Source organism: Ancylobacter sp. FA202 (assembly GCF_000380205.1).
In the GTDB taxonomy this organism is placed as follows: domain Bacteria; phylum Pseudomonadota; class Alphaproteobacteria; order Rhizobiales; family Xanthobacteraceae; genus Ancylobacter.
This window is the reverse complement of sequence record NZ_KB904818.1, coordinates 2,846,651-2,867,471: the sequence shown is the minus strand read 5'-3', so window position 1 is coordinate 2,867,471 and position 20,821 is coordinate 2,846,651. Positions and strand designations below refer to the sequence as shown.

At 68.4% G+C, this 20,821-nt stretch carries 21 protein-coding genes; 10 read left to right on the top strand and 11 right to left on the bottom strand.

Annotated elements, in window-relative coordinates; all coding sequences use genetic code 11:
* Nucleotides 1-83 precede the first annotated feature (83 nt).
* From mutL to A3M1_RS0113010, 4 genes are all read left to right on the top strand, one after another.
* Nucleotides 84-1,976 carry a DNA mismatch repair endonuclease MutL gene (gene mutL, locus A3M1_RS0113025; protein WP_018389414.1) on the top strand — a complete coding sequence of 631 codons (1,893 nt, stop codon included), beginning with the start codon at nucleotides 84-86 and terminating at the stop codon, nucleotides 1,974-1,976.
* A 19-nt stretch (nucleotides 1,977-1,995) separates the two neighbouring features.
* Nucleotides 1,996-3,276 carry an FAD-binding oxidoreductase gene (locus A3M1_RS0113020; protein WP_018389413.1) on the top strand — a complete coding sequence of 427 codons (1,281 nt, stop codon included), beginning with the start codon at nucleotides 1,996-1,998 and terminating at the stop codon, nucleotides 3,274-3,276.
* Nucleotide 3,277: 1 nt separating this feature from the next.
* Nucleotides 3,278-3,802: a DedA family protein gene (locus A3M1_RS0113015; protein ID WP_018389412.1), complete on the top strand. Its 525-nt coding sequence runs from the start codon at nucleotides 3,278-3,280 to the stop codon at nucleotides 3,800-3,802.
* A 98-nt stretch (nucleotides 3,803-3,900) separates the two neighbouring features.
* The gene (locus tag A3M1_RS0113010; protein ID WP_018389411.1) at nucleotides 3,901-4,422 is read left to right on the top strand and encodes a macro domain-containing protein; all 522 of its coding nucleotides are present in this window, start codon (nucleotides 3,901-3,903) and stop codon (nucleotides 4,420-4,422) included.
* 73 nt (nucleotides 4,423-4,495) lie between these two features.
* Here A3M1_RS0113010 and A3M1_RS0113005 read toward each other — a convergent pair whose 3' ends face one another.
* From A3M1_RS0113005 to A3M1_RS0112985, 5 genes are all read right to left on the bottom strand, one after another.
* The gene (locus tag A3M1_RS0113005) at nucleotides 4,496-4,708 is read right to left on the bottom strand and encodes a hypothetical protein (RefSeq protein WP_018389410.1); all 213 of its coding nucleotides are present in this window, start codon (nucleotides 4,706-4,708) and stop codon (nucleotides 4,496-4,498) included.
* Between the two features lie 4 nt (nucleotides 4,709-4,712).
* Complete coding sequence (locus A3M1_RS0113000; RefSeq protein WP_018389409.1) at nucleotides 4,713-4,994, bottom strand: BrnT family toxin; 282 nt, start codon at nucleotides 4,992-4,994, stop codon at nucleotides 4,713-4,715.
* Nucleotides 4,995-5,189: 195 nt separating this feature from the next.
* Nucleotides 5,190-6,209 carry a ketol-acid reductoisomerase gene (ilvC, locus tag A3M1_RS0112995; RefSeq protein ID WP_018389408.1) on the bottom strand — a complete coding sequence of 340 codons (1,020 nt, stop codon included), beginning with the start codon at nucleotides 6,207-6,209 and terminating at the stop codon, nucleotides 5,190-5,192.
* A 14-nt stretch (nucleotides 6,210-6,223) separates the two neighbouring features.
* A complete protein-coding gene (locus A3M1_RS0112990) occupies nucleotides 6,224-6,892 on the bottom strand; it encodes a TetR/AcrR family transcriptional regulator (RefSeq protein ID WP_018389407.1) in 669 nt (222 codons plus the stop codon).
* Nucleotides 6,893-6,974: 82 nt separating this feature from the next.
* Nucleotides 6,975-7,919, bottom strand: a complete 945-nt coding sequence (locus A3M1_RS0112985) for a DMT family transporter (protein WP_018964096.1) — start codon at nucleotides 7,917-7,919, stop codon at nucleotides 6,975-6,977.
* 192 nt (nucleotides 7,920-8,111) lie between these two features.
* Between A3M1_RS0112985 and A3M1_RS0112980 the strand changes: the two genes are divergently transcribed.
* The gene (locus A3M1_RS0112980; RefSeq protein WP_018389405.1) at nucleotides 8,112-8,672 is read left to right on the top strand and encodes a DUF924 family protein; all 561 of its coding nucleotides are present in this window, start codon (nucleotides 8,112-8,114) and stop codon (nucleotides 8,670-8,672) included.
* 37 nt (nucleotides 8,673-8,709) lie between these two features.
* Here A3M1_RS0112980 and ilvN read toward each other — a convergent pair whose 3' ends face one another.
* Nucleotides 8,710-9,225 carry an acetolactate synthase small subunit gene (ilvN, locus tag A3M1_RS0112975; protein WP_018389404.1) on the bottom strand — a complete coding sequence of 172 codons (516 nt, stop codon included), beginning with the start codon at nucleotides 9,223-9,225 and terminating at the stop codon, nucleotides 8,710-8,712.
* A 158-nt stretch (nucleotides 9,226-9,383) separates the two neighbouring features.
* The gene (locus tag A3M1_RS0112970; RefSeq protein WP_018389403.1) at nucleotides 9,384-11,144 is read right to left on the bottom strand and encodes an acetolactate synthase 3 large subunit; all 1,761 of its coding nucleotides are present in this window, start codon (nucleotides 11,142-11,144) and stop codon (nucleotides 9,384-9,386) included.
* 351 nt (nucleotides 11,145-11,495) lie between these two features.
* On the opposite strand from A3M1_RS0112970, the gene dapB reads away from it, so the two are divergent.
* The 3 genes from dapB (at nucleotide 11,496) to A3M1_RS0112955 (ending at nucleotide 13,523) form a co-directional block, all read left to right on the top strand.
* A complete protein-coding gene (dapB, locus tag A3M1_RS0112965) occupies nucleotides 11,496-12,302 on the top strand; it encodes a 4-hydroxy-tetrahydrodipicolinate reductase (protein ID WP_026221301.1) in 807 nt (268 codons plus the stop codon).
* Nucleotides 12,303-12,321: 19 nt separating this feature from the next.
* Nucleotides 12,322-12,945 carry a 2,3-bisphosphoglycerate-dependent phosphoglycerate mutase gene (locus tag A3M1_RS0112960; protein ID WP_018389401.1) on the top strand — a complete coding sequence of 208 codons (624 nt, stop codon included), beginning with the start codon at nucleotides 12,322-12,324 and terminating at the stop codon, nucleotides 12,943-12,945.
* 134 nt (nucleotides 12,946-13,079) lie between these two features.
* A complete protein-coding gene (locus A3M1_RS0112955) occupies nucleotides 13,080-13,523 on the top strand; it encodes a PACE efflux transporter (RefSeq protein WP_018389400.1) in 444 nt (147 codons plus the stop codon).
* Nucleotides 13,524-13,539: 16 nt separating this feature from the next.
* Here A3M1_RS0112955 and A3M1_RS0112950 read toward each other — a convergent pair whose 3' ends face one another.
* Complete coding sequence (locus A3M1_RS0112950) at nucleotides 13,540-14,433, bottom strand: bifunctional helix-turn-helix domain-containing protein/methylated-DNA--[protein]-cysteine S-methyltransferase (protein WP_018389399.1); 894 nt, start codon at nucleotides 14,431-14,433, stop codon at nucleotides 13,540-13,542.
* A gap of 72 nt (nucleotides 14,434-14,505) precedes the next feature.
* A complete protein-coding gene (locus tag A3M1_RS0112945; RefSeq protein ID WP_018389398.1) occupies nucleotides 14,506-15,036 on the bottom strand; it encodes a DUF2244 domain-containing protein in 531 nt (176 codons plus the stop codon).
* A gap of 196 nt (nucleotides 15,037-15,232) precedes the next feature.
* Between A3M1_RS0112945 and nth the strand changes: the two genes are divergently transcribed.
* On the top strand, nucleotides 15,233-15,958 hold the full coding sequence (gene nth / locus A3M1_RS0112940) for an endonuclease III (protein WP_018389397.1): 726 nt from the start codon (nucleotides 15,233-15,235) through the stop codon (nucleotides 15,956-15,958).
* Nucleotides 15,959-15,961: 3 nt separating this feature from the next.
* Here nth and A3M1_RS0112935 read toward each other — a convergent pair whose 3' ends face one another.
* Nucleotides 15,962-16,624: a sulfate transporter family protein gene (locus A3M1_RS0112935; protein ID WP_018389396.1), complete on the bottom strand. Its 663-nt coding sequence runs from the start codon at nucleotides 16,622-16,624 to the stop codon at nucleotides 15,962-15,964.
* A gap of 274 nt (nucleotides 16,625-16,898) precedes the next feature.
* On the opposite strand from A3M1_RS0112935, the gene A3M1_RS0112930 reads away from it, so the two are divergent.
* Complete coding sequence (locus tag A3M1_RS0112930) at nucleotides 16,899-18,260, top strand: FAD-dependent oxidoreductase (protein WP_018389395.1); 1,362 nt, start codon at nucleotides 16,899-16,901, stop codon at nucleotides 18,258-18,260.
* A gap of 153 nt (nucleotides 18,261-18,413) precedes the next feature.
* Here the strand turns inward: A3M1_RS0112930 and pheT are convergent, their stop codons facing one another.
* Nucleotides 18,414-20,819, bottom strand: a complete 2,406-nt coding sequence (pheT, locus tag A3M1_RS0112925; protein WP_018389394.1) for a phenylalanine--tRNA ligase subunit beta — start codon at nucleotides 20,817-20,819, stop codon at nucleotides 18,414-18,416.
* Nucleotides 20,820-20,821: the final 2 nt, after the last annotated feature.

The following is a 20,821-nucleotide window of genomic DNA, read 5'->3' as shown; positions in this document are numbered from 1 at the left end:
CACGCACCATCGGGCGTCGCCCGCGTGCCCCTGCTATAGTCCGGCGCTACCCTGCCCCGAATCGCCGCCGAGACGAGCCCGCCATGCCGCTGCGCCTTCTGCCTTCCACCCTGGTCGACCGCATCGCGGCGGGCGAGGTGGTCGAGCGCCCGGCAGCGGCGCTGAAGGAGATTGTCGAGAACGCGCTCGATGCCGGCGCCAGCCGGGTCGAGATCGTCATCGATGGCGGCGGCCGGCGGCTGATGCGCGTCACCGATGATGGAAGCGGCATGAATGCCGAGGAGCTGGCGCTGGCGGTGGAGCGCCACGCCACCTCCAAGCTCGACGGCGAGGACCTGCTCGCCATCCATACGCTGGGCTTTCGCGGCGAGGCGCTGCCCTCCATCGGGTCGGTCGCCCGCCTTTCCATCACCAGCCGGCCGCGCGAGGCCGAGAGCGCGTTCGAGATCCGCGTCGAGGGCGGGGTGAAATCCCCGGTGCGCCCGGCGGCGCTCGGCTTCGGCACGCGGGTGGAGGTGCGCGACCTGTTCTTCGCCACCCCGGCGCGGCTGAAATTCCTCAAATCCGAACGCGCTGAGACGGCGGCGGCGGTGGATGCGGTGAAGCGCCTGGCGCTCGCCCGCCCCGAGGTCGGCTTCACCCTCGTCACCGATGATCGCCCGCCCCTCACCTGGCCCGCCCGCGCGCGCGATGCGGCCGGGCAGCGCGCCCGTATCGCCGATGTGCTGGGACAGGAGGCCGGTGGCAACGCGCTTGATGTGGAAGGGCTGCGCGAGGGCGCACGGCTGTCGGGCCTTGCCGGCCTGCCGACCTATTCCAAGGCCAATTCGCTGTCGCAATATCTGTTCGTCAATGGCCGCCCGGTGCGCGACAAGGTGTTGATCGGCGCCATCCGCGCCGCTTACGCCGACCTTCTGCCCTCTGACCGGCATCCGGTGACGGCGCTGTTTCTCAACCTCGACCCGCGCGAGGTGGATGTGAATGTCCACCCCGCCAAAACCGAGGTGCGCTTTCGCGACGCCGGCAACATCAGGGCGCTGATCGTCCGCACCCTCACCGACGCGCTCACCGCAGGCGCGCCGCGCACCACCTCCACCGCCGCCGACCGCTTGACCCAGTTCGCCCGACGCGATTTTTCGACCGACTATCGGCCGGAGGCGCGGCCAGACAATTACGACTGGTCGCGCTCCTGGGCGGCGCCGGAAGGGTTTGCCGGGTCCCGGCCCGATCATGCTGGCCTGAACGAAGCGCCGTCACGCTTCGATTTCGATTTGCCGGCCGGCGACGGGCGCGGCTTCGGCGGTGGCAGTGGCGGTGGCAGTGGCCTCGGCCTCGGTCTCGCACCGTCGGCCGACGCCCGCGCCAATGCCGCCCCCGCCGCGGCGGAGGCGCTGGAGCGCCCGCTCGGTGCCGCCCGCGCCCAGTTGCACGAGACCTACATCATCGCCCAGACCCGCGACGGCGTGGTCGTGATCGACCAGCACGCCGCCCATGAGCGCATCGTCTATGAAAGGCTGAAGGCGGCGATGGAGCGCGACGGCCTCGCCCGGCAGATGCTGCTGGTGCCGCTGGTGGTCGAGCTCGACCCCTCCGAGGCGGCGCGGCTGGCGGAACGGGCGCCGGCGCTGGAAAAGCTCGGCCTCGTCATCGAACCCTTCGGTGCCGGGGCGCTGCTGGTGCGCGAGGTGCCGGCGCTGCTCGGCAATGCCGATGTGCCCGCGCTGGTGCGCGAGCTCGCCGAGCACGCGGCGGAATGGGACGACGCGCTGCCGCTGGAGCGCCGGCTTCTCCGCATCGCCGCCACCATGGCCTGCCACGGTTCGGTTCGCGCCGGGCGCCGGCTGCGGGTGGAGGAGATGAACGCTCTGCTGCGCGAGATGGAGGAGACTCCGAACGCCGCCCAGTGCAATCATGGCCGGCCGACCTTCGTCACCCTGGCGCTCGCCGATATCGAGCGGCTGTTCGCGCGGCGCTGACGGCAGGAATCGAGTGAACATGGCCTCCCAGATCGATCACCCCAAAAGCTGGTACGCTGCCACCGCGAACCGGTCCTCGCCGCTGCCCCCGCTGCAGGGCGGGGCGCGGGCCGATGTCTGCGTCATCGGCGGCGGCTATACCGGGCTCTCCGCCGCGCTGCACATGGCCGAGGCCGGGCTCGACGTGGTGCTGCTGGAAGCCGGGCGCGTCGGCTCGGGCGCTTCGGGCCGCAATGGCGGGCAGATCCACAGCGGCCAGCGCCGCGACCAGGACTGGCTGGAATCGCGGGTCGGGCTCGACGACGCCAAGGCGCTCTGGCGCCTGGCCGAGGACGCCAAGGCTCTGCTGCACGATCTCATCAAACGCCACGCCATCGCCTGCGACCTTCGCCCCGGGCTGATCGAAGCCGACCACAAGCCCGGCTATGTCGCCCACAGCCACGCCTATGCCCGCAAGCTCAATGAGATCTATGACTACCCCCACGCCGCGCCACTGACCCGCGAGGAGTTGCGGGAAATGGTCGGGTCGGACGCCTATTACGGCGGCATGATCGACCATGGCGGCGGCCATCTGCACCCGCTCAACCTCGCCCTTGGCCTTGCCGAGGCGGCACGGCGGGCCGGGGCGCGGCTTTACGAGCAGTCCCGCGCATTGCGCATCGAGGAGGGCGGCAAGGTGCGCGTCGTCACCGCCGCCGGCTCGGTGGAGGCGGATTGGGTGCTGGAATGCGGCGACGGGCTGCAGGACGGGCTCGACCGGCGTGTCGACACCCATGTCATGCCGATCTGCAACTACATCGCCGCCACCGCCCCGCTGGGGGAGCGGGCGCGGGAGATCATCTCCAATGGCGCGGCGGTGGCCGACAGCCGCTTCGTCGTCAATTATTACCGCCTCTCCGGCGATGGCCGCCTGCTGTTCGGCGGCGGCGAGAGCTACAAGCGCGGGCTGCGGCCGAACCCGGGCGAGTTCGTGCGGCCCTATATGCTGAAGATCTTCCCGCAACTCGGCGATGTGAGCATCGATTATGGCTGGGGCGGCGTTCTCGGCATCACCATGACCCGCCTGCCCTTCGTGCGGAAACTCTCGCCGCGCGTGCTCACCGCCGCCGGCTATTCCGGCCAGGGGGTGATGCTGGCGCCCTATTTCGGCAAGCTGCTGGCGCAGGCGGTGCAGGGCCAGCTCGGCGAGTTCGACCTGCTGGCGCGCCTGCCGGTGCCGGCTTTCCCCGGCGGACCGCTGATGCGCTGGCCGTTGCTGGTGGCCGGCATGAGCTATTTCGCGCTGCGCGACCGGCTCTAGCGTGGCGGATTTCCACGCCTATGCCCGCGACGTGCTCGCCTTCGTCGAGGCGCACGCCCATTACGCGCCCTATGTCGCCTTCCTGCTCGCCTTCTGCGAATCCCTGGTCATCGTCTCACTGTTCGTTCCCGGCACTTTCGTGCTGCTCGGCCTTTCGCCTGTGATCGCCGCCGGCGGGGTGCCGCTGCTGCCGATCTGGGCGGCGACGGCGGCGGGCGCTGTGCTGGGGGACAGCGTGTCCTATTGGATCGGCTTCCGCCTGAAGGGCAGCGCGCGCCAGCGCTGGCCGCTCAACCGCTTCGCCGAGGGACTGGCGCGCGGCGAGCGTTTCTTCCTGCGCTACGGCGTCTGGGGCGTGTTCCTTGGCCGCTTTTCCGGCCCGCTGCGTTCCATGGTGCCGCTGATCGCCGGCATGTTCGCCATGCCGCCGTTGCAGTTCCAGATGGTGAACATCACCTCCGCCATGCTGTGGGCGCTGGTGATGCTGGGTCCCGGCGCCGCAGTGGTGAAGGCGCTGGGCTACTGAAGCCCGCACACAGCACGCCGGCTTGCGTTTCCTCAACGACACTGGGCGCGCCTTCCCCGACACAGGCGCAACCAAATCAGCCGAGGAAGGGCATCCCAATGGCCAAGATCCACGAAGTGGAAGGCGACATCCTGCTGAGCGGCGCCGCCGCGATCGCCCATGGCGTGGCGCCGAACGATCATTTCGACACCGGCCTCGCTTTGACGCTGCGCGAGCGATTCCCCTCGCTGGCCAAGGATTTCCGCCATTATTGCCGCATCGACAACCCCAAGGCCGGTGGGCTCTGGGCGTGGGGCGGCGTGGACGAGGAGGGCGGCGCGGCGCGCATCCTCAATTTGCTGACGCAGGAGCCGGCGGAAAACGCGCTCGGCCGGCCCGGCCGGGCGACGACCGAGAATGTCGGCCACGCGCTGAAGGCGCTGGCCCGCCATGTCCAGGCGGAAGGCATTGCCAGCCTCGCTCTGCCGCGCCTCGCCACCGGCGTCGGCGGGCTGGACTGGGATGAGGTGAAGCCGCTGATCGAGCGACATCTGAGCGAGATCGACATCCCGGTCTATGTCTATGTGGTCTACCACAAGGGCCAGAAGGCCAATGAGCCGGGGCTGAAGGCGGCGGCCTGAGCCGGGGGGCGGCGCCAAAAAACAAGGGCGGCCACAGGGCCGCCCTTTGCTTTTCAATGCAACGCCTCCACGCCTATTCGGCGGCTTCTTTCGGTGGCTTGTCGCCGCCTGCCGGCTCGGCCAGCGCCTCCGCCCTCTCCCGCCGTGCCTTGGCGGGAAGCACCAGATCGAATTCCGCAAGCTCGGCCTCGGTGGGCCAGGTCATGTCCTTGTCCCACGCCCAATGCGCGCGGATTTCATCGTCCGACATGGCATCGAACGGCGACCAGTCGACCGTCTTGGCCAACCGATCAGCTTCTTCCAATTGCTTCCTGGTAGGCACGGCGCTCCACCTCGTTCGCGTATCGGAAGGATATGGCGCGCCGACGCCGGTTTCGCCATGTCCACGCGCACAGTAGCACATCCTCGCCATAGGCGGCGATGGTCTCGAACCGCGGCTCGCCGCGCGAGGGTCGGTCAAGCCGCGCTCGTCCATCGAAAAGGCGGGCGGCCAGCGGTAGCGGCAAACCGTGCTTGGCACGGTTCGCCGCGTCCTTGTCGTCGTCCCAATCGAAATCGTCCGTCTCGCCCATAGACGCCCCGCACTGAGATGTCGGAACGATGTTAAGCTGAGTCCGCTGGAAAAAGCGCGCACCATCAGCGGCCTACCCGTTATCCCCATGGTTCACAGCCCGGGACCTGTGGGCAGTCCAAAGATGTTCTGCTCCTCCAAACGCACATGGCCGGGCAGAGCCCGGCCATGTCGTTATTCCCGAAGGCGAAAGACCTCAGTTCTTCGACTTGTCGACCAGCTGGTTCTTGGCGATCCAGGGCATCATGCCGCGCAGCTTGGCGCCGACTTCCTCGATCTGGTGGCTGTCGTTGATGCGGCGGATGCCCTTGAAGCGCGAGGCGCCGGCGCGGTATTCCTGCATCCAGTCGGAGGTGAACTTGCCGGTCTGAATGTCGGTGAGCACGCGCTTCATCTCGGCCTTGGTCTCGGCGGTGATGATGCGCGGGCCGGAGACGTATTCGCCCCACTCGGCGGTGTTGGAGATCGAGTAGTTCATGTTGGCGATGCCGCCCTCATAGATGAGGTCGACGATCAGCTTCACCTCGTGCAGGCACTCGAAATAGGCCATTTCGGGGGCGTAGCCGGCTTCCACCAGCGTCTCGAAGCCGGCGCGGATCAGCTCCACGAGGCCGCCGCAGAGCACCACCTGCTCGCCGAACAGGTCGGTCTCGCACTCTTCCTTGAAGGTGGTCTCGATGATGCCCGAACGGCCGCCGCCGACGCCGCAGGCGTAGCTGAGGCCGAGGTCGAGCGCGTTGCCCGAGGCGTCCTGGTGCACGGCCACGAGGCAGGGCACGCCGCCACCCTTCTGGTATTCGCCGCGCACGGTGTGGCCGGGGCCCTTGGGGGCGATCATCACCACGTCGACCGAGGCCTTGGGCTCGATCAGGCCGAAATGCACGTTGAGGCCGTGGGCGAAGGCGATGGCGGCGCCGTCACGGATGTTGGGGGCAATCTCGTCGCGGTAGATGTCGGCCTGCAGCTCGTCCGGGGTGGCCATCATCATCAGGTCGGCCCACTTGGCGACCTCGGCGACGGTCATCACCTTGAGGCCGTCGGCCTCGACCTTCTTGGCGGTCGCCGAGCCGGGCTTCAGGCCGATGGCGATGTCCTTGACGCCGGATTCCTTGAGGTTCAGCGCATGGGCGCGGCCCTGCGAGCCATAGCCGATGATGGCGACCTTCTTGCCCTTGATCAGGTTCACGTCGGCGTCGCGGTCGTAATAAACGCGCATGGGTGTCTCCTATGTCATGCGTTGGTTTTTGGCAGGCCCGGCACGGGGTTGGCCGTGCCGTAAAGGGTGAGGAACTGGTCGGTGGCGCGGGCGGCGTCGGCCTCGATCTCGGCTGGCGTCAGGCGGAGCGTGTCGCCGAGCAGCAGCCGGATCTGCACGTCGCGGCCGACCAGGCCGATAAAGCTGCGAAAGGCGGTCTCGGTGTCGTCGAACGCGATCAGCCCGGCGTCGCGGCCGGCATCGAGCACCGGCTTCAGCCGGGCGCCGATGGCGAAGCGGCCATTGGCCAGCATGATGGCGCCCAGGCCGCCCCCCGGCGCGCCCCCGCCCGCCTGGGCGATGGCGAAGCGGTTCAGCGCGATCGAGGTCGGGCTGGAGATTACCCCCAGCCAATTGGCGGCGAAGCGGATGAGGCTGTCGCGCAGAGCGAGGGCGTCGAGCTTCGTGCGGTCATAATTGCCGGTGCGGACCTTTGAGGCCTGCCAGCGCACGGTCGCGGTAAGAAGCCCCTCGCGATCGCCGAACCATTTGTACAGGCTTTCCTTGGAGCAGGAGGCGCGGCGCGCCACCGCATTCATGGTCAGCTCGCCGCCCTGCTCCACCATCAGCGCGAGCACGGCGTCGAGGACCGCCTGCTGGCGGTCCGTGAACGTCTCGTCCTGCGTGTCTGGGGGCGAAGCCATGGGCGGAAAAGGTCCGTACCGTACGTTACGGTTCTCCTACCGCAGCCGATGGCGCTCCGCAAGTGTTCAGGTGCCTGAGCCGTCAGCGGCGGCGAAAGGCGGCGAGGCGGGCCCGCCATGTCAAGGGCTGCGCCGAGGCCAGCGCGACGCCGGAGGCGGCCAGCGCCATGCCGGCCCAGGCAAGCGGCGGCATTTCTTCGCCGAGCAGAAAGAACGCGATCAGCGCCGAACAGGGCGGCACCAGGAAGAACAGCGCCGAGACCTTCGCCACCTCGCCGGCGCGGATCATGGCGAGATAGAGCGAGATGGCGATCAGCGAATTGCCGATCACCAGATAGGCCAGCGCCGCCACGAAGGGGACCGACCAGTCGACATGGCCGTCATCGAGCAGGAGCGCCAGCGGCAGCGTGAACACGAAGCCGACGGCATATTGCACGCAGTTGGTCACCAGCGGGTGCTGGGCGATGCCGTGGCGCTTCTCGTAGAGCGAGGCCGTCGACATGGCGAGCAAGGCCCCGACCGCCAGCAGGATGACGCCGGGGGACGTGACCTCGATGGCGGCGCGCGAGACGATCACCAGCCCGGCCCCGGCAAGGCCGAGCAGCAACCCACCCCAGCGCAGCAGGCCGACCCGTTCGCCGGCAAAGACCGGCGCGGCAAGGCCGACCACGATCGGCTGCATCGAGACGATCAGCGCCAGCGCCCCCGCCGAGATGCCATAGCGGAAGGCGAAATAGCTCAAATCGAAATACAGCACCTGGATCAGGAAGCCGACGATGAAGAGGTTCAGCCATTCCCGCCCCGTCCGTGGCAGCGCCGGGCGGAACCAGGCCAGCAGCGGCAGCAGCACGACCAGCACCAGCCCATAGCGCATGGCCAAAAGGGTGAACGGCCCGGTGGAGAGGATGCCGATCTTGCCGACAGCGAAGCCGCCCGACCAGAGCAGGAGGAAGATGAACGGGGCCGCTATCAGCCACAAGGGCTTGCCTGCCGCCGCCGCCGGCACCGCGCCTGCACGCTCGCTCACGTTTCCCACGCCTCCGTCGCCTCGCGTGGCGGCGGTGCGAGGCACCGCGACGCACCCCGCGAAAGCGGCATCTTCACATGGCTTGATCGCACAGGCCAAGAGTTCGTGTGCAACGCAGCACAGGCTTGGGGCTCGACTTTAGCCCTCGCGCCGTCCTATCCGGGACCGTCGACAGAAAACGGAGCCCCCGCCATGCCCCTGCCGAACATGAGCCTGCCCACCGCCGACAACATCATCGCGTTCTGGCGCGAGGCCGGCCCGGAGCGCTGGTTCGCCAAGGACGACGCCTTCGATGCCGCCATCCGCGCCCGCTTCCTCGGCGCCTATGAGGCGGCCGCCGCCGGCACCCTGACGGGATGGGAGGAAACGGCCGAGGGCTGCTACGCGCTGATCCTGCTGCTCGACCAGTTCCCCCGCAACCTGTTCCGGGGCTCGCCGCAAGCGTTCGCCACCGACGCGCAGGCGCGCGAGGTGGCGGATGCCGCCATCGCGCGCGGCTTCGACCGCGCCTTCGAGCTGCCGGAACGGCGCTTCTTCTATGTGCCGTTCATGCACTCGGAGGAATTGGCCGACCAGCAGCGCTGCGTCGCGCTGTGCGAAGCGGCGGATGACGCGGAGGGCGTGCACCACGCCGTCATCCATCACGACATCATCCGCGATTTCGGCCGCTTCCCGCACCGCAATCCGGTGCTCGGCCGCGACACCTCGCCGGAAGAACACGCTTTCCTCAACGCCGGCGGCTTCGCCGGCTGACGAAAGGCGCGGCACGCGAGGGCGCCGCGCCTGTCCTTTACATACCCTCGGCGCCACGCCCAATGGCGGCGACGCCGGTACGCGAGACCTCGACCAGGCCGAGCGGCTCCAGCAGCGAGACGAACTGGTCGATCTTTTCCGGCTTGCCGGTGATCTCGAACACGAAGCTCTCCAGCGTGGTGTCCACCGTGCGGGCGCGAAAACTGTCGGCGATCAGCAGCGCTTCCTGGCGCAGCTCGCCCTTGCCGCGCACCTTGATCAGCGCCAGCTCGCGCTCCACCGATTTGCCGGCGACGGTGAGATCGACCACCCGATGCACCGGCACCAGCCGGTCGAGCTGGCTCTTGATCTGCTCGATGATCGGCGGCGCGCCCGTGGTCACGACGGTGATGCGCGAGAGGTGCGAGGCGTGGCTGACCTCGGAGACGGTCAGGCTGTCAATATTGTAGCCGCGCCCGGAAAACAGGCCGACGATGCGGGCGAGAACGCCCGGCTCATTGTCGACCAGCATGGAAAGGGTGTGGCGCTCGGCGGGCTCGATGACGGGAGGCATGGGGCACTCTGAAACGGGGGCTGCTGAAAGGCGAAAGATCCATCATTCCTCATGGCCGGGCTTGACCCGGCCACCCAGATTTCGGCTTCACCCGGACACTGGGTCCCCGGGACAAGCCCGGGGATGAGGGAAGGAAGCGAAGGCGGCGAAAACCCGCCTCACACCAGCATCTTGCCTTCCTCGTCGATGGCCTCGTCCAGCGCCTCGGGATGATCGGGCATGATCATCTCGTTGTGCGGCTTGCCCGAGGGGATCATCGGCAGCACGTTCTCGGTCTTGTCGACGAGGCAGTCGAACAGCACCGGGCGGTTGACGTTGATCATCTCGTGGATCGCCCCGTCGAGATCGGCCGGGTTGGCGCAGCGGATGCCGACGCCGCCATAGGCTTCGGCCAGCTTGACGAAGTCCGGCAGCGATTCCGAATAGGAATGCGAGTAGCGCCCGCCATGCAGCAGATCCTGCCACTGGCGCACCATGCCCATATATTCATTGTTGAGCACGAAGATCTTCACCGGCAGGTCGAACTGCAGCGCGGTCGACATTTCCTGCAGGCACATCTGGATCGAGGCCTCGCCGGCGATGTCGATGACGAGGCTTTCGGGATGGGCCACCTGCACGCCGATCGCCGCCGGCAGGCCATAGCCCATGGTGCCGAGGCCGCCGGAGGTCATCCAGCGGTTCGGCTCCTCGAAGTGGAAGTGCTGCGCCGCCCACATCTGGTGCTGGCCGACCTCTGTGGTGATGTAGACGTCCTTGTCCTTCACCTGGTCGTACAGCGCCTTGATCGCCTGCTGCGGCTTGATGATGCTGCTGGAAGGCTGGAACGCCAGCGACTTGCGGGCGCGCCACTTGTCGATCTGCCCCCACCAGCCGGCGAGCGCGCGCCGGTCCGGCTCGGCCTTCATGCCGCGCCAGACGGTGAGGATATCCTCCAGCACATGCTTCACATCGCCAATGATCGGCAGGTCGACCTTGACGTTCTTGTTGATCGAGGACGGGTCGATATCGATGTGGATCTTCTTGGAATCCGGCGAGAAGGCGTCGAGGCGGCCGGTGATGCGGTCGTCGAAGCGCGCGCCGATGCACACCATGACGTCGCAATCATGCATCGCCATGTTCGCCTCATAGGTGCCGTGCATGCCCAGCATGCCCAGCCACTGCTTGTCCGAGGCCGGGAAGGCGCCGAGCCCCATCAGCGTGGACGTGACCGGATAGCCGGACAGGCGGGCGAACTCGCGCAGCACGCGGCTGGCCTCCGGGCCGGAATTGATCACGCCGCCGCCGGTGTAGAGGATCGGCCGCTTGGCCTTGGCCAGCATCTCGACGGCGGTCTTGATCTTCTCCGGATCGCCCTTCAGGCGCGGCTGATAGGTGCGGTGCTGGATGTTCTCCGGCCCGACATACATGCCCTTGGCGAACTGCACATCCTTCGGAATGTCGACGACGACCGGACCCGGCCTGCCGTTCTGCGCGACATAGAACGCCTCGTGCATGACGCGGGCGAGGTCGTTGATGTCTCGGACGAGGTAGTTGTGCTTGGTGCAGGGCCGGGTGATGCCGACCGTGTCGCATTCCTGGAAGGCGTCCGAGCCAATGAGATGGGTCGGGACCTGGCCGGTGATGCAGACCAGCGGAATGGAATCGAGCAGCGCGTCGGTCAGGCCCGTCACGGCATTGGTGGCGCCGGGGCCGGATGTGACGAGCACCACGCCCACCTTGCCGGAGGAGCGGGCATAGCCCTCCGCCATGTGAACCGCGCCCTGCTCGTGCCGCACGAGAATGTGCTTCACCTGGTTCTGGTGGAACATGGCGTCATAGATCGGCAGCACCGCGCCGCCGGGATAGCCGAACATGTGCTCGACACCCTGATCGATCAGGGCCTGCATCACCATTTCGGCGCCGGTCATCTCGCGCATCATGGTCTTGTTCCTTTTTACGCTCGTCGTCTCTTGCGTCGTGTGCGGAAGGGTCGAAGGGAGGGCCAGAAAATCAAAAGGCCCCGTCAGGGGCCATTTCCGCGCGTCACCGTTGAGCGGAGAAGCCGTTAGGCCAACTCCGCGGCGACGCGCCGTCCTACGATAAGGGTAATATTCTTGCGCATTGCGGCGCCGCTCCTTCGTAAAGTTGCGCGAGCTGTACAGGGACCCCGCGCAGGCGTCAAGACGCTCGGTGTCGTGAGGCGAAGAATGTAAGACGATAGCGCACTTTTCGTGGCGGATGAACGCCGCTATACCGCGTGCAGGAACAGGGAGTTGGCGTTCATGACGCAGATGCGGCTCGTCGTCGTCGGGGCCTCGGGCCGCATGGGCCGGGTGCTGGTGCGCGCCATCAGCGAGGCGCCCGATCTCATGCTGGTCGGCGCCGTCGACCAGCCCGGCAGCGAATTCCTCGGCCGCGACGCCGGCGAGCTCGCCGGCCTGCCGCCGCTCGGCCTCAAGGTCTCCGACGACCCGTTGACCCTGTTCGCCGCCGCCGACGGGGTGATCGACTTCACCATTCCCGCCGCCAGCGTCGCCTATGCCGCCTTCGCGGCGCAGGCGCGGATTGTCCATGTCATCGGCACGACAGGCTTCTCTGCCGAGGACGAGGCGCGGATCGCCGCCGCTTCGCGCCATGCCGCCCTGGTCCGCTCGGGCAATATGAGCCTGGGCGTGAACCTGCTCTCCGCGCTGGTGCGGCGCGTGGCGCGCACGCTTGATGAGGATTTCGACATCGAGATCGTCGAGATGCACCACAACCGCAAGATCGACGCTCCTTCGGGCACCGCGCTGCTTCTGGGCGAGGCGGCGGCGCAGGGGCGCGGGGTGAGCCTGGAGGAGAACGGCGTGTTCACCCGCCACGGCGTCACCGGCCCGCGCCAGCCGGGCGATATCGGCTTCGCCACCTTGCGCGGCGGCACGGTGGTGGGCGAGCACAATGTGATCTTCGCCGGTGCCGGCGAGCGGATCGAACTCGCCCACAAGGCCGAGGATCGCGGCATCTTCGCCCGCGGGGCGCTGGCCGCCGCCCGCTGGGCGCGCGGGCGCAAGCCCGGCCTCTATTCCATGACCGATGTCCTCGGCCTCACCGATTTCTGATCCCCCGGAGAACGACCCGATGTCCGAACGCCTTCTCGTGCTCGTGCGCCACGGCCAGAGCGAGTGGAACCTCAAGAACCTGTTCACCGGCTGGCGCGACCCGGACCTCACCGCCCTCGGCGTCGAGGAAGCCAAGAAGGCCGGCGCGCGGCTGAAGGCGGAGGGCTACCAGTTCGACATCGCCTTCACCTCGCAGCTCTCGCGGGCGCAGAAGACGCTGGACCTCGCGCTCCATGAGCTCGGCCAGACCGACCTGCCGATCACCCGCGACCTCGCGCTGAACGAGCGCGACTATGGCGACCTCTCCGGCCTCAACAAGGACGATGCCCGGGTCAAATGGGGCGAGGAGCAGGTGCATCTCTGGCGCCGTTCCTATGACGTGCCCCCGCCCGGCGGCGAGAGCCTGAAGGACACGGTGGCGCGCACCCTGCCCTATTACGTCACCGAGATTCTGCCCAAGGTGCTGCAGGGCAACCGGGTTCTGGTCGCCGCCCATGGCAATTCGCTGCGGGCGCTGATCATGGTGCTGGAGAAGCACACGCCCGAGACCATCACCCATCGCGAACTCGCCACCGGCGCGCCTGTCATCTATCGGCTGAAGGCGGATTCGACGGTGGAGAGCGTCGTCGACCTCGCCGGTTGAGCCGGTCTTCCGGCCGGGCTTCCGCGCCCGGCCGCTTGCCCGAGACAGAAGCAGCCCCATATGAGATGCGTGAAGACGGCTTCCCCCTCTCGGGAATCCATGCGGGACGGCCCGACATGAAGGGGAAAACCGTCATGCGCGGGACCGCCGATCGCATTCGTCACGTCATCAGCTTCGAGATCATCGCCCTGTCGCTCATCACCCCGCTCGGGGCGTGGGTGTTCGGGGTGCCGATGTTCGACATGGGCGCGATAGGTGCCGGCGCGGCGCTGATCGCCGCCAGCTGGAACTATGTGTTCAATCTCGGCTTCGACCATGCGCTGGCGCGCCTGCGCGGCTCGGTGCGCAAGACGCTGGGGCTGCGCGTGCTGCACGCCATTTTGTTCGAGCTCGGCCTTGTTTTCGTGCTCGTGCCCTTTGTCGCCTGGTATCTCGGCGTCGGGCTGGTCGAAGCGTTTCTGATGGACCTCGCTTTGACCGTGTTCTTTCTCGTCTACGCCTTCGCGTTCAACTGGGCCTATGACGCGCTGTTTCCGCTGCCCGAAGCCCGCCATCCGGCCATCGCCGGGCAGCGCTGAGAGCCCGCGCGGGCGCTCAGAGCCCGCCCCATTCCTTGCACAGCTGCCCCGCCTCCCAGCCGAGAATGGCGCGCTTGCGGGTGAGGCCCCAGTGATAGCCGGTGAGATCGCCGTTCTTGCCGAGCACGCGGTGGCACGGCACCACGAAGGACATCGGGTTCTTGCCCACCGCCGCGCCGATGGCGCGCGCCGCCTTCGGCTTCTCCACGCATTGCGCGATGCTGGAATAGGTGGTGGCCTTGCCCAGCGGGATCCGCATCAGCGTCTCCCACACCTTCACCTCGAAATCCGTGCCGATGAAGACGATGCGCAGCGGGTCCTGCGGGCTCCAGCTGCCGCGATCGAAGATGCGGGCCGCATAGGGCGCGGTGGCCACCGGGTCCTCGATATAGGTGGCATTGGGCCAGCGCCGGCGCATATCGGCCAGCGCCGCGTCCTCCTCGCCCTCATCGGCGAAGGCGAGGCCGCACAGGCCGCGCGGCGTCGCCATGGCGAGGGCGCTGCCGAAGGGCGAGGCGTGGAAGCCGTAGCGCACGACGAGGCCGGCGCCGCCGGTCTTCCATTCGCCCGGCGACATGGATTCATGCACCACGAACAGATCGTGCAGCCGCCCCGGGCCGGACAGGCCGACCTCATAGGCGGCATCGAGCACATTGTCGGATTCGGTCAGCACCCGCCGTGCGGCGTCGATCGTCACCGCCTGCAGAAAATCCTTCGGGGTGAGGCCGCACCAGCGGCGGAACAGCTCGGTCAGCGCGCGGGGGTGGACGCCCGAGGCGCGGGCGATCTCCTCCACTTCAGGCTGGTCGCGGAAGCGCAGATTCACATATTCCACCGCGCGGCGCACGATCTCATAATCGGCAGCGGCGATTTCCAGCGGAAGGGCGGCGTCGAGATTGGGCGCGAGCACGGGCGTTCTCCTCAAGCTGGCTGCATCCGACCACGCCCGCCAGCCCCGGGCCACCCGATTTCGACGGAACCTTCAGACGACGGATCGCACCACGCCGCGCTTGGCCTCGGCCAGCGCCCGGGCGAGATTTTCCGCCAGTTCCTCGCGCTGCGCCGTGTGCAGGAAGCTGCCGATCACATAGGGCCGACCGCGCATCTCCAGCGCCAGCCGCTGCACGCCAAAATCCTCGATCTCGTCGCAGGTCAGCCGTGTCCAGAGCGGGTTCAGCTCTTCCCGGTACTCGGTGCCATCCGCCGCGACATGGCGCAGCCGGATGACGCTCGGCGTCACGGTGATTTCCTCGCAGGCGCGAGCGGCACGGTAATTGAGCCGGAAGCCCCACCAGATGGCGAGAACGTCGAGCCCGAACAGGCCGAACACCGGCCACGCCCCCATCATCAGGAAGGCGAGGCCGCACACAAAACTGATGCCGGCGACGATGCACATCACCACCAGGAAGCCGCGCGGCCCGAGCGAGCGATGGGGCTGGTAGCGGGCCGAAAACAGTTCCGGCTCGGCGGGGGCGAAGGCATCTTCCGGAGGGAGGGTACTGGCCGCGCTCATGGGGCGGCAGTATAGGTCGAAAATGGCGGATGAGGATAAGGATTCGGTGCGTCGTAACGCGCGCCCCCGCGTGAGGCCCGCGGCCGAGGCCCGCCCGCCCGGCGCCAGCCCCGCGCGCGCGCCCAAGGGTCCGATAAGATCGGCCAAGGCGACCAAGCCCAAAGCTGGGACATCTAGAGCCCTTGCGGCCGCAGCGGTGCTGGAAGAGCAGGCCGCCACCCGCCCCGCCCGCCGGCGCGCGGTGGCGAATGCAGCCGCTGCTGCCATTGGCGGGGCCTTCCGTCCGTGGAGCGCTGAAGAAATCACCACCGCCTTCTCCCGCTTCGAGGCCGCCAACCCGCATCCGGAGGGCGAGCTCGACTATACCGACCCGTTCACCCTGCTGGTCGCGGTGGTGCTCTCGGCGCAGGCGACCGATGTCGGCGTCAACAAGGCGACGCGCGGCCTGTTCAAGGCCGCCCCGACCCCGCAGGCGATGGTCGCGCTGGGCGAGGAGGGGGTGGCGCAGCACATCCGCACCCTCGGCCTTTATCGCGGCAAGGCGAAGAATGTGGTGGAGCTCTCGCGCCGCCTCATCGCGGAGCATGGCGGGCAGGTGCCGGCCGACCGCGCGGCGCTGGAGACCCTGCCCGGCGTCGGCCGAAAGACCGCCAATGTCGTGCTCAACATCGCTTTCGGCCTGCCGACCATCGCCGTCGACACCCATCTGTTCCGCATCGCCAATCGCACCGGGCTGGCGCCCGGAAAGACGCCACTGGAGGTGGAGCTAGGGCTGGAGCGGACGATTCCCGAGCGCTTCCTGCTGCACGCCCATCACTGGCTGATCCTGCACGGCCGTTATGTGTGTAAGGCGCTGAAGCCCGACTGCCCGCGCTGCCTGATCGCCGATCTGTGCCGCTGGCCGGAAAAGACCCCGGCCTGAGCCTCACCCCGCCCGCGACAACCGCTTGTGCATCCGCACCATGAAAATGGTGGCGAAGACCGGGGTGATGAGGTTGAGGATCGGCACCGACACCACGACCGCAATGACCAGCCCGCCGAGAAAGACCGCCACGCCATGGTGCCGACGCATCAGGGCCACCTCATCCTCGCTGCGGTAGCGCATGGCCGCGAGCTGGAAATATTCCCGCCCGAGCAGATAGCCATTGGCGACATAGAACACGACGAGATTCACCCCCGGCACCAGTAGCAGCAGCAGCGCGACGAGGTTCACCCCCAGCATCACCAGAAAGAACTTGAAGGTGAGCACCAGCGAACGGCCGATCGGCAGCGCCTGGCCTTCCGGCTCCAGGGGGAAATCGGTCCGCTCCACCTGCGCGGCGACATCGTCGAGAAAAAGCCCGGCGACCAGTGACGTCACCGGCGGCACCAGGAAGATCGCGCCGAGGAAGATGCCGAAGGCGGCGAGAATATCGACGGTGATCTCCGCCCAGCGCAGATCCAGCGTGACGAAATAGGTCAGCGCGTAATGCGCGCCAATGCCCAGCGCGATCAGCAGCCCGATGGCGAGGCCGATGGAGCGCAGCAGCACCCGGCGATAGGCCGGCGAAAAGGTCTGGGCGAAAGCCGTGATCGCGTCCCGCAACATGAAAATTCCCCCCTGACAACCGCACGTAAGTAGGGCGCCCGCCCCCATCTCTCAAGGCAATGACGCAAGGCAGGCCGCAGGCGCGGGCAATCAACGTCCTTGCCTTTCTGAACCGGCCGGTGAGTCCCGATTCGTTCTCCCCTGAACAAAACATGATTCATGCCAACCGCTTAGCCGGCATCTCCACGTTCAGGCCAGCGCTCGCGGCGACCCGTCTTCGCCCCTCGCGCCGGGCGTGCTAGCCTGTGCGCCTCACCGCTTGAGTGCTTGCCGCATGACCCGACCGCGCCTTCCCGGCACGCTGAACCGCCGCCATTTCCTCGCCGCCGCTTCCGCCGCGCTGCTGCCCGCGCCGGCCCTCGCCCAGACCGGCGCGAGCGATGTCGACGTCGTCATCATTGGCGGCGGTGCCGCTGGCATCGCGGCTGCACGACAGATCGCCGGAGCCAAGCGCTCCTATGTGCTGCTGGAGGCCTCATCGAAGCTCGGCGGCCGCGCCCGCACCGAGGACGCCTTCGGCGCGAGGGTCGATCTCGGCGCGGGTGGTTTCGCCCGCAGCGAGGGCACGCTCGCCAGCAGCGCGCAGGGCGCGGGGCTGGAGTTGATCGCCCTGCCCTCCGGGCGCCGTCTGTTCGCCAATGGTCGCGAGGTGCGCGAGAGCGCTTATGACGCCTTCGCCGCCGCGCTCGGCACGGCACGGCGCGACTTGCTGGCGGCGGTCGAGGGCGGCAAGGATGTCGCCGCCAGCCTCGCCCTCACCGGCGCCGGCCCGGCGACCACGACCCCTTGGGCCGCCACGGTGGCGCAGTTCCTCGGCCCGCTGGGCTGCGGGCGCGCGCTCTCCACCCTCTCGGCGCTCGATCTGGCCCGCCGCGATGCCCTGCCGGACGACACCACCAGCCCGGCCGGGATAGGCACGCTGATGGAGGGGCTCGGCGCCTGGCTCAATGTGCAGAAGGACGCGCCGGTGACGCTCGTCACCAATGCCGGCCGCTTCCACACGGTCTCGGTGCGCGGGCAGCGCACGCCGATCCGCGCCCGCGCCATCGTGCTCGCCGTGCCGGCGCCGGTGCTGGCGGCCGGGGCGATCCGCTTCAATCCGGGGCTGCCGCCGCGGCTGGTGGCGGCGCTGCGGGCGATTCCGGCCGGACATCTGGAGCAGGTGGCGTTCCTGCTGCCCGGCAATCCGCTGGCGCTCCAGCCCAATGAGGCCGTGCTGACGAAGGCCGGCACCGCCCCACCCGCCCTGCTGCGCGGCCGGATCAATGGCAGCGACCTGCACGTGCTCACCTTTGGCGACGCCCCCGCCCGCACCATTGCCGAAAAGGGCGCGGCGGCGGCACTGCCGCTGGCGCGCGACTGGCTGCGGGCGAATTTCCCCACGGCGGAGGTCGCGATTTCCGAGGTTGTGGCCTCGAAATGGGGGCAGGACCCGCTGATCCGGGGCGCGCTCAGTGCCGCGCTGCCGGGCCAGGGGGCGCAGCGGCGCGTCTTTGCCGACACGGTGCAGAACCGGATTTTCCTTGCCGGCGACTATGTGCCGGTCAGCGGCTGGGGCACGCTGGGCGGCGCCTTCGCTTCCGGCGAGGCCGCCGCCACAAGGGCGCTGCGCCTGTTCGGCGACGGGCCGGCGTGAGGAGCGCTCCAACCATCGTTGCCGCATGAACCGCCGTCATGGCCGGGCCTTGCCCGGCCATCCACGATTGGCTCTTCTGTATCGAAGCAAGGCGTGGATCCCCGGGACAAGCCCGGGATGACGCATCGCGTCACCCCGTGCTGACGCCCAGCCTCACCCGCGCAGCGTGGCGCCGGTCTTCTTCGTTACTTCGGCGACGATCCTGGCCGCCACCGCGTCGATCTCGGCATCGGTCAGCGTCTTCTCGCGCGGCTGCAGCGTTACCGAGAGCGCCACCGACTTCTTGTCGGCCTCGACTCCAGGTCCTTCATAGAGGTCGAACACGTTCACGCTGGTGATCAGCTTGCGGTCGACGCCGGAAGCCGCCTTGACGAGATCACCGGCGCCGACACCCCGCGCGACCACGAAGGCGAAGTCGCGCTCCACCGGCTGGAAGGGGATGAGTTCCAGCAGCGGCTTCACCCGCGTCGCCTTGGCCTTGGGCTCGGGAATGCGGTCGAGCAGGATCTCGAAGCCGACCAGCGGCCCCGCAGCGTCGAGCGCCTCCAGCACGGACGGGTGCAGCTCGCCGAAATGGCCGATCACGTTGGGGCCGAGCCGGAACGTGCCGGAGCGGCCGGGGTGGAACCAGGCCGGCGCATCGGTCGAGATCTGCAGGTTGGCCACCGGCGCGCCGCAGGCAGCGAGCAGCGCCAGCGCATCCGCCTTGGCGTCGAACGCATCGACCGCACCCGCCTTGCCGGTCCAGTGCCGCCCCGCGCCGGTCGGCTTCGCGCTCGCCCGGCGGATGCCGGTGGCGGCGATGAACTGGTCCTGAGGCCGGTCGCCCTTGAACACTTGGCCCAGCTCGAACAGCGCCACGTCGCCGAAGCCGCGATCGGCATTGGCCTGCGCGGAGCGCACCAGCCCGGGCAGCAGGCTCGGGCGCATGTCGGAGAGATCGGCGGCGATCGGGTTGGCGAGCGCCAGCTGCGGCTGGCCGCCGCCGAACGCTTCCGCCTGCGCCTTCGGCACGAAGGACCAGGTGACGGCCTCCACCAGCCCACGCGCCGCCAGCGCTCGCTTGCCCTTGCGGGTGCGCAGCTGCAGCGTGGTGAGCACCGGCTTGCGGGCGGTCTCGTCGCGCGGGAAGGGCGTGGAGGGCACGCGGTCGAGGCCGGCGATGCGGATCACCTCCTCCACCAGATCGGCCTTGCCCTCGATGTCGCCGCGCCAGCTCGGCGGGGTGACACGCACGGTGGCCTCGGTGCCCTCAACGGCGAAGCCGAGCCGGCGCAGGATCGCGACCTGTTCGGCCTCCTCGGCCACCAGCCCGGTCAGCTTCTCGGTCAAAGCGAGCGGAAACTCGATCACCCGCGCGGTGTCCGGGATCGCGCCGGCCAGCACCACCTCGGAGGGCTCGCCACCGCACAAATCGAGGATCAGCTTTGTCGCCAGCTCCAGCCCCGGCAGCGTGAAGGCCGGGTCGATGCCGCGCTCGAAGCGGAAGCGCGCGTCGGAATTCAGCCCCAGCTTGCGGCCGGTCTGGGCGATGTTTATCGGCTCCCACAGCGCGGATTCGACCAGCACGTCGACCGTCGCCTCGTCGCAGCCCGATTCCTCGCCGCCCATCACGCCGGCGAGTGATTCCACCGCGCGGTCGTCGGCGATGACGCACATGGCCTCGTCGAGCGCATAGGTCTTGCCGTCGAGCGCCAGCAGGCTCTCGCCCGCCTTGGCACGGCGCACGACGAGGTTGCCCTGCACCTTGGCGGCATCGAAAACATGCAGCGGGCGGTTCTGGTCGAAGGTCAAAAGGTTGGTGATATCCACCAGCGCGTTGATCGGGCGCAGGCCGATGGCGCGCAGCTTGGCCTGTAGCCAGTCCGGCGAGGGGCCGTTCTTCACCCCGCGCACCAGCCGCAGCGCGAAGGCCGGGCACGGCGCATCCTCCGCGAGGATGACGGAAACCGGGCACGGGAAGACGCCCGGCACCGGCGCGATCTCGTCCTCGACCAGCGTGCCGAGACCGGCGGCGGCGAGATCGCGGGCGATGCCGTGCACGCCGAGCGCGTCGGCACGGTTCGGCGTCACCGCGATTTCGATCACCGGGTCGTCAAGGCCGATCCAGTCGACGTAAGTGGCGCCGAGGGGCGCGTCCTCAGGCAGGTCGATGATGCCGTCATGGTCTTCCGAGAGCTGCAGCTCGGCCGCCGAACACAGCATGCCCCGGCTCTCGACGCCGCGAATCGTGCCGATGCCAAGCGTCATGTCCTTGCCGGGGATATAGGTGCCGGGCGGCGAGAACACGCTCTTCATGCCGGTGCGGGCGTTCGGCGCGCCGCACACCACCTGCACCGGCTCACCGGCACCGGTGTCGACCATGCACACGCGCAGCTTGTCGGCATTGGGATGCTGAACGGCGGAGACGACATAGGCGATGGTGAAGCCGCGCAGCTTGGCCGCCTTGTCCTCGACGCCTTCGACTTCCAGCCCGATGCGGTTGAGCGCACCGGTCACGTCGTCGAGCGAATAATCGCCGGAAAGGTGCTCGCGCAGCCAGGAGAGGGTGAATTTCATGG